16 protein-coding genes are annotated in these 16,943 nt (G+C 53.0%); 6 read left to right on the top strand and 10 right to left on the bottom strand.

From position 1 onward, the window contains the following. Nucleotides 1–76: 76 nt before the first annotated feature. Genes ACIRQ6_RS18160 through ACIRQ6_RS18145 form a run of 4 tightly spaced genes read right to left on the bottom strand, consistent with a single transcriptional unit; the run spans nt 77 to nt 4,617 of the window. On the bottom strand, nt 77–1,618 hold the full coding sequence (locus ACIRQ6_RS18160; protein ID WP_420862030.1) for a sugar ABC transporter permease: 1,542 nt from the start codon (nt 1,616–1,618) through the stop codon (nt 77–79). A 43-nt stretch (nt 1,619–1,661) separates the two neighbouring features. Next, nucleotides 1,662–2,543 (bottom strand): carbohydrate ABC transporter permease, encoded by an 882-nt coding sequence (locus ACIRQ6_RS18155; RefSeq protein WP_420862029.1) that lies wholly within the window; start codon nt 2,541–2,543, stop codon nt 1,662–1,664. 13 nt (nt 2,544–2,556) lie between these two features. After that, nucleotides 2,557–3,537 (bottom strand): ABC transporter permease, encoded by a 981-nt coding sequence (locus tag ACIRQ6_RS18150; protein WP_420862028.1) that lies wholly within the window; start codon nt 3,535–3,537, stop codon nt 2,557–2,559. Between the two features lie 3 nt (nt 3,538–3,540). Next, the gene (locus ACIRQ6_RS18145; RefSeq protein WP_420862027.1) at nt 3,541–4,617 is read right to left on the bottom strand and encodes an ABC transporter ATP-binding protein; all 1,077 of its coding nucleotides are present in this window, start codon (nt 4,615–4,617) and stop codon (nt 3,541–3,543) included. 321 nt (nt 4,618–4,938) lie between these two features. Here ACIRQ6_RS18145 and ACIRQ6_RS18140 point away from each other — a divergent pair, with 321 nt between their 5' ends. Next, nucleotides 4,939–5,619 carry a GntR family transcriptional regulator gene (locus tag ACIRQ6_RS18140; RefSeq protein ID WP_420862026.1) on the top strand — a complete coding sequence of 227 codons (681 nt, stop codon included), beginning with the start codon at nt 4,939–4,941 and terminating at the stop codon, nt 5,617–5,619. Between the two features lie 55 nt (nt 5,620–5,674). Here the strand turns inward: ACIRQ6_RS18140 and ACIRQ6_RS18135 are convergent, their stop codons facing one another. From ACIRQ6_RS18135 to ACIRQ6_RS18120, 4 genes are read right to left on the bottom strand one after another with little or no spacing between them, the layout of a single operon-like run. Then, on the bottom strand, nt 5,675–7,183 hold the full coding sequence (locus ACIRQ6_RS18135; RefSeq protein ID WP_420862025.1) for a caspase family protein: 1,509 nt from the start codon (nt 7,181–7,183) through the stop codon (nt 5,675–5,677). Nucleotides 7,184–7,216: 33 nt separating this feature from the next. Further along, complete coding sequence (locus ACIRQ6_RS18130; protein ID WP_420862024.1) at nt 7,217–7,777, bottom strand: OmpA family protein; 561 nt, start codon at nt 7,775–7,777, stop codon at nt 7,217–7,219. 22 nt (nt 7,778–7,799) lie between these two features. Then, nucleotides 7,800–8,894 carry a hypothetical protein gene (locus ACIRQ6_RS18125; RefSeq protein ID WP_420862023.1) on the bottom strand — a complete coding sequence of 365 codons (1,095 nt, stop codon included), beginning with the start codon at nt 8,892–8,894 and terminating at the stop codon, nt 7,800–7,802. Next, a complete protein-coding gene (locus ACIRQ6_RS18120; RefSeq protein WP_420862022.1) occupies nt 8,891–9,562 on the bottom strand; it encodes a hypothetical protein in 672 nt (223 codons plus the stop codon). The genes ACIRQ6_RS18125 and ACIRQ6_RS18120 overlap by 4 nt, the downstream gene beginning before the upstream one ends. Before the next feature lie 114 nt (nt 9,563–9,676). Here ACIRQ6_RS18120 and ACIRQ6_RS18115 point away from each other — a divergent pair, with 114 nt between their 5' ends. Genes ACIRQ6_RS18115 through ACIRQ6_RS18095 form a run of 5 tightly spaced genes read left to right on the top strand, consistent with a single transcriptional unit; the run spans nt 9,677 to nt 14,861 of the window. Next, complete coding sequence (locus tag ACIRQ6_RS18115; protein WP_420862021.1) at nt 9,677–10,492, top strand: hypothetical protein; 816 nt, start codon at nt 9,677–9,679, stop codon at nt 10,490–10,492. 10 nt (nt 10,493–10,502) lie between these two features. After that, nucleotides 10,503–11,513 (top strand): TAXI family TRAP transporter solute-binding subunit, encoded by a 1,011-nt coding sequence (locus ACIRQ6_RS18110; protein ID WP_420862020.1) that lies wholly within the window; start codon nt 10,503–10,505, stop codon nt 11,511–11,513. A gap of 3 nt (nt 11,514–11,516) precedes the next feature. Continuing rightward, nucleotides 11,517–12,833, top strand: coding sequence for a caspase family protein (locus ACIRQ6_RS18105; protein WP_420862018.1), 1,317 nt, complete (start codon nt 11,517–11,519; stop codon nt 12,831–12,833). A 10-nt stretch (nt 12,834–12,843) separates the two neighbouring features. Continuing rightward, on the top strand, nt 12,844–13,662 hold the full coding sequence (locus ACIRQ6_RS18100) for a hypothetical protein (protein ID WP_420862017.1): 819 nt from the start codon (nt 12,844–12,846) through the stop codon (nt 13,660–13,662). Beyond that, a complete protein-coding gene (locus ACIRQ6_RS18095; protein ID WP_420862016.1) occupies nt 13,659–14,861 on the top strand; it encodes a hypothetical protein in 1,203 nt (400 codons plus the stop codon). Before ACIRQ6_RS18100 ends, ACIRQ6_RS18095 begins: the two co-directional genes overlap by 4 nt. Before the next feature lie 11 nt (nt 14,862–14,872). Here ACIRQ6_RS18095 and ACIRQ6_RS18090 read toward each other — a convergent pair whose 3' ends face one another. Together ACIRQ6_RS18090 and ACIRQ6_RS18085 are read right to left on the bottom strand one after the other, a co-directional pair. Continuing rightward, the gene (locus tag ACIRQ6_RS18090) at nt 14,873–16,240 is read right to left on the bottom strand and encodes an ATP-binding protein (protein ID WP_420862015.1); all 1,368 of its coding nucleotides are present in this window, start codon (nt 16,238–16,240) and stop codon (nt 14,873–14,875) included. Then, nucleotides 16,237–16,911, bottom strand: coding sequence for a response regulator transcription factor (locus ACIRQ6_RS18085; RefSeq protein ID WP_420862014.1), 675 nt, complete (start codon nt 16,909–16,911; stop codon nt 16,237–16,239). The genes ACIRQ6_RS18090 and ACIRQ6_RS18085 overlap by 4 nt, the downstream gene beginning before the upstream one ends. Nucleotides 16,912–16,943: the final 32 nt, after the last annotated feature.

Raw genomic sequence — 16,943 nt, 5'->3', positions numbered from 1 at the left:
CAGCACCTTCGGGCAGATTTTTGTGGGAAAAGTGGAGGCGCCACACACTGGCGGCGCCTCCGGTTTCGTGAGTGTATTAACCGCCGTATTGACGGGTGTAGGCCGAGTTCATCGCGTCAAGAACGTCGTTGAAGCCCATCTTGTCGAGTGTGGCCATGTAATCGTCCCACTCGGCTTCGACGTCAGCAGAACCCAAGATCCATGCCTGCTGCTTTTCAAGCATGTAGTCGCGCACTTGGCTCCATTTTTTGTCGTAGACACCTTGCTCTTGCTCGTTGAATGCAACGCCCAAGAACTGATCTACCAAGTAGTCGCCAGCATCATATAGATTGATACCACGTACAGCGCTTGGGTTTGTCCATTGGATTTCGTAACCGAAGTCCTGGAAGTAGCCACGCTGAACCTGAGAACCCACCTGATAGAGTTGGCTGTTTACCGGACCGGCCTCCATGAACTCTTTCTTGAAGATCGGCTTGCCGTCGACCATGTCGTACTGTTCGCCTTCGATGCCGAAGTTGGCCAAACGGCGGCCTTCTTCAGTGAAGTAGAAGTCGAAATACTTGATCGTTGTCACAGGATCAGGGTTGGTGTGCGCAATCGCCCAGCCATCTGGTTTTACCGGAATACGACGGTGTTCGGCCATACGCACGCCCGAGATGGACGCAGGTGGTGCGATCACTGCCAGATCGAAACCTTCGATCTTGTCGCGCAACTTGGGGTTATAACCCGAAGTCGATGCGAACCAATCGTGTGTCATACCACCAAGGTTTTCAGACAACAGATATTCCCGAGCAGACGAGCCGCGTGTGAAAACTTCTGCGTCGATCAGGCCTTCTTGGTACCATTTGGCAATGTTCTTGATGCCTTCACGGTAGCCTTCACCGGCATAGCCGTGTGTGACTTTGCCATCCAAAACAACGAAGTCGTGGTATGTGTCGGAACCCGAGGAACGCCCGTCCCAAAGTGTCACAAGACGCAGCACTTCTGGCCACTGACGCGCAAAGAACGGAACTTCGTCTTTGATGCCATTGCCGTTTGGATCGTTGTTGCGGAATGCTGTCAGAACTTCGTAAAGCTCATCTACATTGTTTGGAACTTCCAAGCCCAGCGCGTCCAGCCAATCCTGACGCATCCAGTAAGCCCGGCCGTATTTACCATCGGGCAGATACGGGATGTAGTAGAGGTTGCCGTCAAAAGAAGACACCGCTGCTTGCTTTTCTGGGTATTTGTCAAAGAAGGCTTTGATGTTTGGCGCATGCTCTTCGATCAGGTCGTTCAATGGAACAAACGCGCCTTGTGGGCCATATTCGTTGACCATGTCTTTGATCTTGTCACCACCCACGATGTGCGGGATGTCGCCTGAGGCCAACATCAAGTTGTGCGCCTCTTTCGAGCTGGGTGTGTTCGTGCCGAACGTCGCACCCTTCAAGGACACGCCAGTCAGTTTGCGCGCGGCTTGCTCAACAGGCCAGTTCTCATCATAGAAATAGCGTTTGTTGTGCAGGTGTACCGTCAGTTCGATCGGTTCGTCTGTGACCATAAGATGACCATCTGCCAGGGCAGGCACGGTCATGGATGTTGACAGCAACGCCGCTGCCAGGATTGTTTGAATGCGCATAATTTCCTCCCTTAAACGCTTTCCTATCTTGGTTTTGCTTTTGTTATTCTTTGACACCACCAAGCATGATGCCTTTGTTAAAGTACTTCTGGATGAACGGGTAAAACAGGATCACGGGGATAATGGAACACACCATGATCGCCGCTGTCACCGTTTCAACCGAATAAACGGAATCCATTATCGACATTCCGAATTCTTCATCATCTGCAAGGGTCGCAATGACCTGACGCAGATAAACTTGTAGCGGGATCTTCTGCTCGTCCTTGAGCAAAACCATGGCCCAGAAAAAGCCATTCCAACGGGCCACCATGCAAAACAGAATGATTGTGGCCAAAGCAGGTTTGGACAAGGGCATGTAGACCTTCCACAGCACCTGAAACTCGTTTGCGCCATCCATGCGTGCGGCTTCCTCGAACGATTGCGGTATCGATTCAAAGAAATTACGCAGCAGGATAATGTTGAACGCGTTACACGCGAATGCGATGATCAGGCCGAAATAGCTGTCCATCAGGTTCAGATCGCGCATGTTCAGGAAGAACGGGATCAGACCTGCATTGAACCACATGGTAAACGCCACAAAGAGGTTAAAATACCGCCGCCCAAACAGCTGGGGTTTGGACAGGGCATAGGCCCCCGGGATAATGATCAACATGCTGACGAAGGTGCCGCCAAACGTGTAGATAAATGTGTTTTTGTACGACGACCAAAACAGTGGCTCTGCCAGTACATATTCATATGCCGACAGGGTAAGGCCAATAGGCCGCCAAAACACCGTACCCGCACTGGCCGCAGACCCATCACTAAAGGACACGGCTGCAATATAGATAAATGGATACAGCGTTGTGATCGTAAAAATCAAAATCAGTAGCATGTTCAAACGCACGAACATTTTGTCGCCGCGGGAATAGAGGTTCATGTTAGCCATTGTATCTCTCCCCTTACCACAGCGACGTGTTCGACAGACGGCGCGAAACCGTGTTGGCTGTCATCACCAGCACAAAGGCCACCACGGCGTTGAACAGACCCGCTGCCGCGGCAAGGTCATATTGCGCGCCTTGAATACCTTGACGATAAATGAAGGTGTTGATGACGTCGGCAGTCTCGTAGGTTGCGGGCTGATAGAGCAAAATGATCAGCTCGAACCCAACTTCCAATAGGTTCCCGATCCGAATGATCAGCATGATAATGATCGTCGGCAGGATCGACGGCAGCGTAATTTTCCACATCATTTGCCAACGACTGGCCCCATCAATCACCGCAGATTCATAGAGCGACGGGTTTACCCCAGCGATGGCTGCGAGGAAGACAATCGAAGAAAAGCCCGCCTCCTGCCAAATACCTGAGCCAATGAAAATTGGCCGAAACCATTCGGGTTTGATCAAGAAGTAAATCGGATCTATTCCCAGCCATTGCAGGAACTGATTGACGATGCCTGCGGACGGCGAAAAGGCCGTAATCACAATACCCGCGATGATCACGGTTGAGATAAAGTGGGGCAGATAAACGATTGTCTGCGCCGTTCGCTTGAACATCATATTGGTGATTTCATTGAACATCAGCGCCAAAATGATGGGAACCGGAAAGCCAAAACAAAGGCTTAGCATACTGATCATAAACGTGTTCTTCAGCGCCCGGCCAAACTGTTCGCTATAGATCAGCGTTTGGAAATGCTCGAAACCGACCCAAGGGCTGCCTGCAACACCACGAAAGATCGAGTAGTCTTTGAACGCAACCTGAAGCCCGTACATTGGCTTGTACAAAAAGACGACGAACCAGATGATCATTGGCAACAGCATCACATAGATCTGCCATTCCCGTTTGAAGTGATCCAAAATTCGAACCATGCGCCCATCAACAACCGACGTGCTGTCGTCGTTGTGGGCGGTGGCATCAGCCGAAGATGATGTCTGATCGACCATCGCTTATGCCCCAAAGCTCATGGCGCGGCCCGTTTCTGCGTCAAATATCTTGACCAGCGAGGCCGGAACATGCACGTGCTCAACGCCCGAAAGATGCCCGATGTCGCCATTGGTTTCAGCTTTGAACACAACCTCGGCCCCACCAAAGCGTGCATGCAATAGCGCCTCAGAGCCGAGTGGCTCAACCAGATCAAGGCTGACGGGCAGCGGTGATGTCGCTTCGCCTGCAGAGAGGGTGACATGCTCAGGCCGAATACCAACAATCACGTCGCGCCCAGCTTGGCCATTCAATTTGTGGGGCAATTTGATCTCGGACCCACCAATGTTGGCACCATTTTCAGTCAAAACGCCTTTGACTTGGTTCATGGGCGGCGACCCCAGAAAGCCCGCCACAAATGTGTTCACTGGGTTGTTGAACAGCTCCATCGGCGTACCGACCTGTTCGATCCGGCCATCATTCATCACAACGATACGATCAGCCAATGTCATGGCCTCAACCTGATCGTGGGTCACATAAACAGACGTGACCCCCAAACGGTTGTGCAAGCGCTTGATCTCGGCCCGCATCTGGGTGCGCAGCTTGGCATCAAGGTTGGAGAGGGGTTCGTCAAACAAAAACACTTTGGGATGACGGACAATCGCGCGTCCCATGGCGACACGCTGGCGTTGACCACCAGACAAATCTGCCGGGCGGCGATCCAAATACTCGGTCAGACCCAAAATTTGGGCCACTTCATCAATGGTCGTCTTAATTTCGGACTTGGGCATACGGCGAATGCGCAACCCGAACGCCATGTTATCGGCCACGTTCAGGTGCGGATACAGCGCGTAGTTTTGGAAAACCATCGCGACATCGCGGTCTTTGGGCGCGATACGGTTTACACGGCGGCCATCAATAGTGACGTCCCCACCGCTGATCTCTTCGAGACCCGCAACCATACGTAGGGTTGTGGACTTACCGCAACCCGAGGGGCCCACCAGAACCACAAATTCTTTCTCTTCAACGTGCAGATCGATGCCGTGAACGACTTCAATTGCGCCATAGCGTTTGACGATGTTTTTAAGTGTGACCCCAGTCATGCGTCCTCCCAAACGCCTGCCGTAGCAGAAATGTTGCAACTCGATCTTGGCGTTGGCTAAACTGCCATCCCTTTTTAGGGCCCTTATCAGATCAAGCGCGACTTCATTTCATAAACTGGTATACTAGTATCTGAGAATCAGCAAATGAAAACTTCTGCTAGGCGATAAAACCACAGAAATTGGCAATTGCTATGCTGTTTTTTACGTGGGCCTGGGTTTCACCCCATGTTCCGCAAGGTCACATAGAATACCCTCCGGCATAGCAATTTGCGCCGAGGTGCTCTAAGGAGCAAATACAGACAAGAGAGGCTGCCCGTGCAGATGCTACTAGAAACGCAAGAACGCAAAACCAGCGCTGACGTTGTATTTGACTACTTACATGAGCAAATCAACACTCTGCAATTAATGCCCGGCACCAAAATCTCTGAGGCAGAAATCGCTGCAAAATTTGGGGTTTCCCGTCAACCGGTCCGCGACGCGTTCAGCAGGTTGGGCAACTACGATCTTTTACTGATCCGGCCTCAAAAGGCGACTGTGATCAAAAAGTTTTCTTTGAATGCGATTACAGCTGCGCGGTTCATGCGCCTTAGTGTCGAATTGGAAGTTTTGCGCAAAGCACTGATCAACTGGACGCCAAAATGGCGCGAGAAACTGATGGAGTGTATCGCCACCCAAGAAGACGCTGTGGCCCGCGGTGACGCAGACGCGTTTCACAAAAGCGACTACACTTTTCACCAACTCTTGTGCCAAGTGGCGGATGCTGAGTTTGCCTTTGATATCATTCAGGAAAACAAAGCTAAGGTAGACAGGCTCTGTGTTCTCAGCCTTGGGGCCAAAGACACGATGCCCGAGCTTCTCGAAGATCATAAGCAAATGCTCGACCAGCTGGAAAACGGCGACGAGGCCGGTTTGTGCCTAACCATCCGACGTCACTTGTCACGGTTGGACAGTACGGTTGATGACATTTACGAAAAGCACGCCGATTACTTTGAAGCAGATTAAAGCCGCGCAAGTTGCCCTGCGCGGCTGATCTTTTACAACGCTCTTTGGTCCAATGTTACTTGGACAGGATCGCCCCGATTGCAGCCCCTAGAATGGCCGCGCCCAAAGCATCGTTCGAATTGCTATTGCGGCTAGCGGTACTTTTGCGTGTGCCGGATGAGGACTTGCGCGGTGCTGTAGCCACCCGTTTCTTTGGCGCTGTATAGGTATATGGCGTAAAGCGCCCCTCGGTTTGCGACACCAGCAATTCGTATTGGGAGACGTTCAGAAACCCGGATGCCGGTAGGCCCTGCGACAACTGCCATGCAGAAATGCCACGCCGTGTTTTGGGCCCCCACTGGCCATCAACACCGCCGACATTGTTGCCCGTTGCGTTCAGACGGGCCTGAATGTTCCCTTTAAGGGTACGGTTCAGACCAAGCGGTGCTTCGGTCGTTTGATTGGCCGGCAAACTGCGCAGCGTTGCCGAAATAGGCAGTGCCAGCGACGACGTTTCGTTAATCGCCGCACTCCGTGATCCGGCAGCAGCCGACGCGACACGCTGGCCAGTTACCGCAGCAGGCGTCGCACTTGCACTCAGTTGGTCAACCATGCGCTTTGCATTGCGGGCAAAGACACCTTGAGGGAACAATTGCAAATAAGTGCGATAGTCCTCGATATCGCCGGTCTCACGAGCCAGATCAAAGAGCAATTTCTGTTCTTCCAAACGCGCACCGCCAGCAGCAGGCGCTGTCGGCACTGTAGCGACTGCGGCAGTTGTGGTTTGGGGCGCGACAGCTTCAACAGGGTTTAACATCACAGGCCCCGTCAGGCTGACATTCAGCCAAGGCCGTTGCTGGGCCTCCGTCGCATCATAGACTTCGCCCGTGACCCGTGTGAAAATCTCGGCGATGTCTGTGTTTTCTGCATCAATGTGACGCAAAAGCGCTGTGGTGAACGGCGAATTGAACCCGTCCCCATCCAGAGCGACTTCTCCGGGGCTGGTGGCAAATGCGATCGCCATGCCCTTGCCGGTGTTCGCAACCTTCATTTCAGCAAGGCCATTGCTGACCGCCGCAGACCGCGTGGCTCCAAGGGAGCGGGACAGGGTTTGTGACAAGGGGTTGTCGCGGCAGGCGTCCAGAAATACCAAATTCACCGCATCAGATAGCGACATCTGGCGTGTGATGAAATCCACTGGTACGGCTTCAAAGTCCAACGATGTTTCATCAGCAAAGGCCGCATCCGTCGGCACCAAATAATTGATCCCATCTACGGACATGCCATGACCGGCATAGAAGAAAATGTTCACGTCGCTCTTACGCGCAGCACGGCTAAAGTCCCGCAGCAACATCTCCATGCTAAATTTATCAAGGTCAACGCCCACGTAGGTTTCAAACCCGAGAGCCTGCAGTTTTGCCTCCATCGCGCGGGCATCATTGACAGGGTTTGCCAGTGGCATCGCATGAACATAGGCACCGTTTCCAATAATCAGCGCCGTCTTCTTTTCAACTGACGCAACCAATGCTGTCACAGAAAGGACAATCGCAAAAAGTGTGGCAAAGGCTAGTTTTATGGCAGACATTTAAATTTCTCCTTAGCTTGAATTGCGATGGCCCTAGGACAATGGGGCAAGGTTAATAATCTCAACGCGGCGGTTCAGCGGGTTCATGACGTTTGCAGGATCCATCGGCTTGGAAAACCCGTATCCGATGGGAATAACCTGCGTAGAGGGCACTTCGTAGAACGTGGTTAGGTGATTGACGACGACCCGTGCGCGTTCCTCGCTCAGCTTTTGATTATAGGCCGCATCGCCGCGCCCATCAGTATGTCCGACAACTTGGAATGTGTTGTTAGACAGTCGCGGATCCAGCAGTGCCTTGGCCAGCGAGCGCAGTGCGATCATCCCATCCGTGGTCAATTTGGTCGAATCAAGGTCAAAATTCACGGTAAGATTAACGGCTGGCAAATCTATGGTTGCAGGCAGTGGCCCTTGGATATTGATCCCCCGTTTTGCAACAGATGACATCGAACGGACAGTGGGGCCGGCATTCTTGGCAACCAATTGATTTATAATGGTGTTACTGTCCTGAAACCCCTGTGCATGGGCGACATTTCCAACGACAGACAGCCCCGCCAAAAGCGTGATGCAGAGCAAAGTTTTTAATCCAAATCTCATCTATGCGCTCCTTAATATCTTACTAGTTTACCACAGTTAGGTGTAAAATCTCAGCCGAAGTTTGCCGCATACCGCGCCCCTCGCCTGCCAAATCCTCCATGCTGGACTTCAACAGGTCTAAAAAGACGGCTTGGTTCAACACACGCCCAGAGGCATCGGTTTTGGCATATTGACCACTGGCGCCAACTTCTAAATCCTCAAGTACATCAATCGGGCTGCGCGAGGTGATCGAAATAATGGCCTCAGTCCCAGTGGGCAAAGACGCTGTATAGGTTTGCCGCCCCTCCCGGCCATCGCCAAACACCAGCTGGGTCTTGGGCGGGTACTGACGCCGCAAAAGTGCACGACGCGGCAGCAAATTAACCACGGATCCATCAGCCTGCAGATAGGCAAGATACATAAAGCTGTAGAAATTCGGCGTCGTGACTTCAAACGCCAGACTTTCATTGATCCCGACTTTCGACTTCCTCGATAGCAAATCAATTTGCGGACGGTTTTGCGAGGTCATCGGCAATTCAAGCGCCGTAAGGGCCGTGCAAACCGGTTCGGGCCGCAATTCAACCGCTGATACAGTCTGCGCCCCGAAGCGAGCGCCCAACGCCTCCAGGCCCTCAGCGTCTTGAACATATCCTGTTAAGGCCAGCGTCCCAGAAGATCCAATGGACCACGACAGACTTGCGCAATTCATATCAACCGGCTGTCGGGCAGTTGCCTGAATTTGTGCCGCACAGCTTTCCAACCGCTCAGTTCTGAAACGTCCTGCATCACCCAATTGTGGCAGTGCAACAGCCCTGAAATCATCACGACACTCAGCATCAGCAAGGGCGACAACCGGATGGTTTGCAACCTGCTGGGCCAGCAAATCCCGATCGCTTTGCGAACCGGGTTCCGTGGAAAGCGTCACACGCCCTTCGCCCGCATAGCGTTTGAGCGTAGCATCCCAAGCAGACAAACGCCCTTCAAGCCGGTTGATGACACTTTGGACATCCAACACTTCTTTGTTAGCGTCGTCGATCAACGCGGAAATGGCCCGCAACGCATCTGACTGTTGTGCAGCACCTTGCGTTGGCAAGGTCAGGCTGAAAGCCACGCAGGCCCCAAGAAGGATCCGTTTCATTCGCACCACTCCGCAGCTTCGCGTTGCCGCCGCACGCTGTTGGAAAACGCTGTGCGGTACTGGCGGGCACGCACGTAACGCGCCTCGATGTTCAAAGGACTGCCGTCTGCCTCAAAACTGCCTTCGTCGACCCAACATTCTTCCAAATGAAGAACCAACCCATTCAAATCACCCAGTACAACAGATTTGAGACTGGCATCGACGCTTTGGACCATTCCCACCATAAATGGCGGGCATTGGCCCTGCGGCGTGACCTCTTGCAGGCCCTTAAACGAGCCCAATGTTGTCAGCGCTGTCGACACGATCGTTTCAACAGAGTCGAAATAAGCATCCAATTCAGCAGGGGTGCGTTGATCGTAAAAGTTATCAGCAAAACACAGCGCATTTCCACGCGACCGCAACGAAGACGGTGCCACATCAGGCGCGGTAAAGGCGGTTGTCGTCTCGGCGGCCTGACCGACCTGACCAAGACCGTTGGACCCGAATTTAACCAAATCGACCTGCTGTCGGATTTCATCCAGCAAACGGTCCACTTGGGTCAAATCCAAAGTTGCCATTTCTTCGGCAGTAACAGCTTGGGCGTGTGCCGCCTTGGGCGCGGCAAAAAAAATACCACAAACAGCAGCAAGACAGATGATGGGGTAACTGCGGCCGTAAGCCACGGGCATAAAAGACTTCCTCAAAAGAATCATTTGTCATTTTTTATTAACACTTCAGTATCGTGTAGCGAGAGTCACGAAAACTTTTTGCGCCAAGAAATAGCTGGGCCACCGATTTAGACGATGCATTTGAAACGTTGTATTTCCATTTTCCTTTGCCTGTTTTCTGCGAACGGGGCCGTGGCCGACATGCTGACGGATCAGTTTCCCAACCCCGTCGATGAGGTTGTCTGTGATCAGATCCCAGTCCTCGAACGTGGGAAATACGAAAAATGCGCTTTTGCATATTTGGAATTCGAATTGGACCCCTTTGTCGCCGAATTGGAAGCGCGCCGCGAACAACGCCGCATCGCCCAACAGGCCCGGTTGTGGGAATGGTTCACAGCACCCCCGGTTGCGGCCAGCTGCGAAGAACTGCCCGAATTAGAGCGGGCCAAGTTTGTCTTTCAATGCGACCTCCAGCAATCGAGTGCTGGCACCCTCAGCTATCTTGATTTGAATTTGCAGCGTCTTCAGACATCACGCGACAGCCTTGCGCGCAGGATAACCGCGCTGCAAAACGAATTTACCGAACTTCAAGCCAGACAAGACCGCGTCGACAGCGCCCCTTCTGCGGTACTGGCAGCCCCCGAATTGGGCGCAGTGCTGACCCGTTTTCAATCGGTCGCAGATCAAGCCACCACAATGGAACGCCTCGCATCCGAATTGGCACAGCGTCCTGATCTGGGCAAAATTGACAAGATAACATTGGTGAGTGCGCCAGTAGGGATCAACTTAACCGACTGGCAAGATGCCAGCGTGGTCATCGGCCAGATCGATCGCAGCGGAGTACTGGTTGCGATGATCAATGCCGCATGGACCAATCCCCAAAGTGTGCTTTTGGTACATCCTCAACTCGGCCTCGTTGCGGCTTTGAAATCAGAATTTAATGCGGAATAGGAGTTTTAGTATGGTGCGTCGTCTTGGCATAAACCTTTGGTGGAACAAGCTGGCTACAGCGACAGCGATGCTGATCGCCCTCTCTGGAGTGCCCAACACAGCTTCGGCGCAAAGTGATGAGCTGACGCTGACGATCACTGCGGGATCCTCAACCGGTACCTATTTCCGTTTTGCAGAAGAGATCGCAGCGATGCTGCCCGGTGCGTCCTTTGAAATCGTCGAAAGCGCGGGTTCGGTACAAAATCTCCGCCGTTTGATTGGGTACGAGGGACAAAGCGAACAAAAGTTCTACCAATTGGCCCTTGTGCAAGCGGATGTCTTGGAACAGTTGCGCGACCGGGCCAAAGGCAACGGCGTTTTGGAAAGCATCGTCGATCGGATCAAAGTGGTTATGCCGCTTTATGGCGAAGAAATTCATATCTATGCCGACGTGGAACGCGACGTTCGCACATTGGAAGAAATGCGGGCCGAGGGCCTTTTGGTGAACGCTGGTAGCGAAACAAGCGGCACCAATCTAACCGCACGGTGGCTGTTCGAACAAATCGGCTACGGCGATGATCTGGATAATTGGCAAAACGTGGCAGCCAAGCTGGAATTGCCAAACATGGGCCCCGGATATGATGTGTTGTTTGATGTGTCCGGTGCGCCCAGCAAACTGGGTTTGTCTTTGGAAAACCCGGCACCCGTCACATTGGTGCCGATCACCAACCAAGACGATCTTTTGGCAATTCCAAACTCGCCCTATCGCAAAGCGTTTCTGACACCGGAACAATATCCTTGGTTGAACCGTCCGGTTGAAACCCTTGCTGTCACGGCTTTGCTGGTGACTTTCGACTATGACGAACGCAATCCCTACTGCGACCTGATCGAGGATTTGACGCGCGGTATCGTCAATGGCTTGGAAAGCCGTCAATCGCCTGCCAGCGGCAGCCATCCCAAATGGCGCGAGGTCGATATTCTGAATGCGTCCAACCGCAGCGACATTTATGCCTGCTCGGCCCGCGTTCTTAATAGGCTGTAAGCCATGGGAAATCGTTTGATCCGCATCGCTTGGATCTGCTGTCTGATCCTCTTGGCGCCAAAAATGATGCTGGCGCAAAACGCCCCCGACAGGTTTGCGTTTGTCGTTGGTAATTCCGCCTATGAACGCACCAAGGACAACAGTAGGTTATTGCCCGGTTCCCGGCTAAATCTCGAATCCCCTGCCAATGATGCGCGCCTATATGTGGATGCCTTGGGCGCGATGGGCTGGCAGATCCTCAACCAAGACAACACGCAACGCACAGTCAGCGCCTTGCGCAACGATCTGACCATCGCCAGCAAACAAATCACGCCCGGGTCCGAGGTTGTGTTTATTTTCAACGGTCACGGCTTTTCTGACGGGCCCAGCAACTATGTGGTCGGCATCCCAGAAGACGGCGCGTTCACATCCTTTGCCGATATGCGCACAGGCTCTATCGAACTGTCCGAGATCGTACAGCAGTTGTCATTGGGCAATCCAGAACGCATCATTTTGATCATTAATGCGTGCGGCGACGAACCGATATCAAGCGAAGCCAATCGCGCCCCAGCAAAGCCAAACTTCGATACCTCGGTTCCCGAAGTTCTGGTGCTCTATGCTTCTTCCCCGCGCGGTGTCGCCTATGACTATGTCTACAGCACAGAAAAACAGGACGCGGACCCGATCCTGTCCGTCTTTACCCGCGCTTTTGCCCCGATGATCCGCGAAAATCGTCCTCTGTTGGATATTTTCGTCGATGTCCGTCAGCAGGTCGAACGCCTCAGCATCAACGCCGCCCGCGATAAAAACTTGCCCGGGCGCAGCTTTCTGCAAATCCCGCACATCCTTTATGATACGATCAATGGGCAGTTTAATTTGGCCAATGTTGCAGACACTTCTGTGGACGATGCGTTGAATGCGGACTGGCGATTGGCCCCACAAGCCTGTCGTTTCGACAGCGAAAGCCGTAACGAGGCCTTGGCGATCCGTACCCAGAATGGCGTGTCGGACGATGGCGAGGGTCAAGCCGTCCGGAACTGTATTATCGCCGCGGCTTTGGGCGACATGGGCATCGAAAGACTGACATACGATAATGACCGCAACAGGCCTGTGGTGGATCAGGTCAGCCCAGACTCCAGTTTCGTTCTTAATTCCGTCGTCAAATCGATGACGGTGACGCCAAAAGGTGAGCGCAGAAAATCTATTCCGCCAACTTCGATCGATATCTTTTATCAAACCTTGGCAGAAAACTACTTTGCCGATGGCACCAACATTACCTTCGGGTGGCAACGCTACGATGGCGGTGTTCCCCCATCTGATTTTGTTCAAAAGAATTTCTAAGGAGCCTCACATGAAGATCCTGCGACCCCTTTTTTGCATGCTATTTTCTATGACGGCCACAGCTTCTTTTGCAGATTTCAAACCTCTCTCTGTTCAGGGCAGTGTGGAGTTGGAGGAATCCATCGACGAAAGCAGCAACACGATGAGCGGCAATATCAAGCACCGCACAACGACTTCGCAACTGTTCAGCGCGTTCCAACTGACTTCAGCCGACGAAGACCAAGTGATCGAGGTAGACAAGCTAAAGTTTGCGCCAATTTTGGTTCCGGAAAAACTACCCGAAAGTGCGGCCCTTTTTTGTGTCGAAGTAAGAACCACCAACGGCTTCTATTTTGCCTTTAACAACGGCAACAGTCTTGTCGAAGGCACAAACGATATCGCCTCAACCATGAAAACACTGACCATCGAAGCCACCGACGCCAACCGCATCGACGATCAATACACCGAAAAACTGATGCTGATGCGCGGATTTCTGTCACAGGATTGTGGGGCACGTGGGTCAATCTACTATGTCCCCATGGCCATCAGTGACGCGCCCAAAAAGTTTCTAGCTGTGTTTGAACTTGGCAACGCCTCGGTCAAGGCCGAATTGTTTGGTATCGATCCACAAACGGAAAACGCTACCGGTGAAAACCTTGTTGAGTTTGACTGCAAAACCACAATCAGGCTCAGCCATGGATATGACTGCACCTTCGATTTGGACACACTGCCAAAAGACGCCTTTTCGCTTTATGAAGTCCAACTGACCGTCATCCGCCCCCAAGCGAATGACAAAAAGGACATCTACCGTGCCCGTGTCACAATCCCTCCGATCGCTGACAGCCCATGAGGACTATTTTGAGCTGGTTTTCGATCAGTCGCGCGGTCAGACGTCTGTGTAAGACCTTTCCAATTTTGGCGATCATTTGGTGCGTGCTCTTTGCTGTAACTGTTGCGTTTTATACCGCGTTTTTTGTCCAAGGCAGCAACACTGCACTCTTTGTCGTCGAAGCAACCACCAGCCGCTTGCAATTCAAAACCGCAACACCGGAGCGCAGCAGCATTTTTGTCCAGAATGTTAACCTTCAAAGCGGCAACGCCTTCTTGAAGGACAACACAAAAACCGACCCCCAAGCGTTTTGTTTTTCGGGCTACGTGACCCCCTTAAAAGGGGCAACCTTGGATTTTGGTGTGCTTGAAGGGCGACAAAACCTCAGGATCCTTCCAGAGGATGGCCAGGCCGCCGGATCCGTGAGCTTTCTGACCAACGGCTGGGCCCTGGTTGATCTTGCAGATCCACAAGTCGGCAGATCTGAGGGATCAGAGTCAACGCAAGACTTATTGAATCCAGGCGCGCAGCCCACTGATATGGTTCTGACCGACGCTATAAATATCGCCGCTTCCGAGCTTTGCCAGTCTGCTGATACCAGCACCGGCGTGTCTGGATTTGCGCCGCGTGCGGAACCGATTTCAGTGGATGGCGGTGGATCGTTGGGGCGTGGATTGCGCATCAGCGGGGCAGGTCAATTGTTGGTCGACACGGATCTGCAATTCATCTCTGGTCGCATCCAAACCGTTGTGCGACAGGTTTTATGCCAAGAGACGTTTTTTACCCTGTGGGGCCGCGCCCCAAATACGTCATGCAATCGTGTGTATGTCCTATCCGGCGCGCCTTTGACGATCCCATCGGGATCCGCACTGCGCGGCGTCACCACAGACTCGGACATCCGCGAGACAGCGGTTTTGTTCGGGCAGGCCTATTTTGATGGCGAGATGTATCAGGTGAATGTCTCGACCGAAGCACAGCATCTTGAAATCATCGGTCCCGGTGCCACTGATCGCCAGCAACGCATTAATCAGTTGTCGATTTCAATTTTTGATCGCGCCTCGTCTGAACCATGGCTGGTGGCGATCACTGGTTTGTTTTTGACCATGACAGGATTGATCGTTGGTATCTTGCAGGTCGAAGACCGACGGCCAAACACACCCACACCGACACCCTCGTCAAAAAGACCGCATCGTCGCAACAACAAGAACCCGCACCGTTGAACCAAACGGGTTCAGGCCTGCCTCAATGGCAATAGCACTGAAATTTCTGCGCCGCCTTGGTTGGGATGCAGCTCTAAATGACCTTTGTGATTTTCCACAACACGGGCCGCGATTGGTAGTCCTAAACCACTGCCCGGCCCTGCATTTGCCTGACTGAAACGACCGATTGCCAGCATATGATCGCCCGGATCAATGCCGACCCCGTTGTCTTGGATAATAATCTTGGCCCAATCATCCTTGCGCGACAGCGTGACGGTAATCTCTGTCATTTTTGGGCCACCATGGACCACGCAGTTGGTCAGCAGGTTCAAGAAGACTTCTTCCAGCATCACCCTGTCGGCCCATATCTGCAAAGACTGCTCTAGCCGGATCACAGTAATCTCGAACCGTTTGTCTTTAGATTGCCGCTCAAATCGTTCAATCGCAGCTGTCAGAATATCCTTTGCGTCCCAAACCGCCCCATTGACTGTGGTGTCCGATCCCTTAGCCCGTTCAAAAGACAGCAACTGATTGGTCAAATGCGTGGCGTTGCGGGCGGCAATGACCAGCTCGCGACTGCGCAATTTGCTTTCTTTGGCGGTCGGGGCGGTTTCCACCGACTCAGCTAGGGCCAAGACACCCGCAATGGGATTGCGCAATTGGTGCGCCGCGTTGGATATAAATTCATCCTTTGAACTGATCCGCCGTGAGATGCGATCCAAAAGAATGTTCAACGTCGAAACGATGCCTTGTGCCTCGATTGGGACATCGCGCCGGATCGGATCCAATTCGTTGGGGTTGCGCTTGCCAATGGCGTCTTGCAGATCCAGCAGCGGCCGCAAACCAATTCCGACACCAAACCAAACAACCAAAGCCACACTAACCACCAAAACAAAAATCACCCCAAAGGCGCGGGTCACCACGTCGCGAATAAAGCCCGCACGCACCTGCATGTCCTGCCAGGTTGTAATGGTGAATACCCCTGACACGTCCCCGACGATCGTTGCATCCAAAAACCGCAAAACCCGAACGTCTTTGCCTTGATAAACCGCGTCGTAATAAAGGGCATCTTGTGGCGTATCGGTTTGTGACACGGGGCCAACGGGCGGTGTGGCATAGCCCGTCACAAACACGCCATCCGGTGCATAAACGTGATAAAATAGCTCACCCCCCGACGTGTCACTGACCAAACGCCGTGTGGATATCCCCAATGCGTCTCCGCCCGACACCGTCACATCGCGCGAGATCGCAAGTGCCGCGGACAACAGACCGCGGTCAAAAATCTCTTCTGCGCGCAGGGTGGCGTTGCGAAATTGCCAATAGGCTGCCGCCGTTGAGATCAGCAAAAGCGGTGTCAGAATGATCAAAATCAACCGCGCCCGAAGGGATTGCACCTTCATTGTGGCGGCTCATAGCGCATCTGGTAGCCAAGACCCCGCTGGGATTTGATCGCGACACCAAACGGTTTTAGCCGTGCACGCAGCCGTGAGACATAGACCTCGACAACCTTGTCTTCCACATCCGCGCCAACCCCATAGGCGTAGTCCAAAAGGGCCGCTTTTGACACAAGCCGCTCTTGCGCCTCAAGCAGACATTCAAACACAGCCAATTCACGGCGCGGAAGGTCCAAAGCCGCACCCTCAGCCATCAATTGCCGCGAGGCCGGATCGAACCGCAACGCGCCAATTTCCAAGGTTTGCCGACGTGGCACAGACCGCCGCCGCGACAAGGCCCGCACACGCGCCTCTAGTTCCGCCATTTCAAACGGCTTTATCAAATAGTCGTCTGCACCTGCATCCAAGCCTTCAACACGATCTTGCGTTTGCGCCCGCGCCGTTAGCAAAATCACTGGCCGGCTGTCATCACGCGCACGGAGCTCCTTGAGCAGGCTCAGCCCGTCCAAGCCCGGCAAGTTGATATCCAAGATAATCAGATCCGAGGTATCTGTGCGCAAAAAAGCCAGCGCTTCGGTGCCATCATGTAACATGTCGACAGCATGGCCCGCGTCCGCAAGGCGGTACGAAATCCCCTTGGCAAGGCCAATATTGTCTTCCACAACAGTGATGCGCATGATTTTTTCGCCGACGAAAGTTTCATGCAAGG

It is taken from the genome of Algirhabdus cladophorae, assembly GCF_044772865.1.
Taxonomy (GTDB): Bacteria; Pseudomonadota; Alphaproteobacteria; order Rhodobacterales; family Rhodobacteraceae; genus Algirhabdus; species Algirhabdus cladophorae.
Note: the sequence above shows the minus strand (reverse complement) of the source record. Positions and strands in the feature narration are given on the sequence as shown.